This window comes from Lentimicrobium sp. S6 (assembly GCF_013166635.1).
Lineage (GTDB): Bacteria > Bacteroidota > Bacteroidia > Bacteroidales > UBA12170 > UBA12170.
The window spans coordinates 1-613 of record NZ_JABKBZ010000262.1; the positions used below are offsets into that span (position 1 = coordinate 1).

The 613-nt window shown below is 33.4% G+C and carries 1 protein-coding gene; it reads left to right on the top strand.

The annotated features are described in order from the left end of the window. Nucleotides 1-446: T9SS type A sorting domain-containing protein (locus HNS40_RS22645; protein ID WP_172284975.1), on the top strand; the 446-nt coding region annotated here is incomplete at its 5' end. Nucleotides 447-613 lie beyond the last annotated feature (167 nt).

Below are 613 nucleotides of genomic sequence, written 5' to 3' on the forward strand. Positions count from 1 at the left end.
CTGATATTATTCAGCTAGGATTTCAAAATACAGCAAATGGTAAATATTCTATAGGAGTTTTAGATACTGATGGCATTGCAAGTGCTGAATTAGAAGACACCAAACTCAACATTTTTCACGATTTAAGCCAAGGTGCTTATGAATTCGATTGGAATATGGAAGATTCAGAGGAGCGTTTCATACTGCATCTTAAGGCTACCGCAACTGAAGAACTCGTTGAACAAGAAGCACAAGTATATAGTTCTAATGGTCGAGTTTATATTCGACAGACCTCCCCTATGGCATTTCAGTCTATACAAATATTTGATTTAGTGGGACGAGTGGTTTATTCAAGTAGCTTAAATCAATCAGAACTACAGAATATTAATTTGAGCCATTTAAAAGGTACTTATTTAGTTCAATTGAGTGGAGAGAGTAAAAACCAAACCAACAAAGTCATTTTATAAAAGATATATGATTCATCTGTCTTTTCCCCATCCCCAAGGGCATTAGCGTTAACTTAAGCTGTCTATTTTTTTAAGTTACAGATATACATATGATTACAAGACTATTTCTTTCTGACTTCTTTGTTTTTTACTCTTTTTAATACAAAGGTGTTTTTATCTTCAAGCAC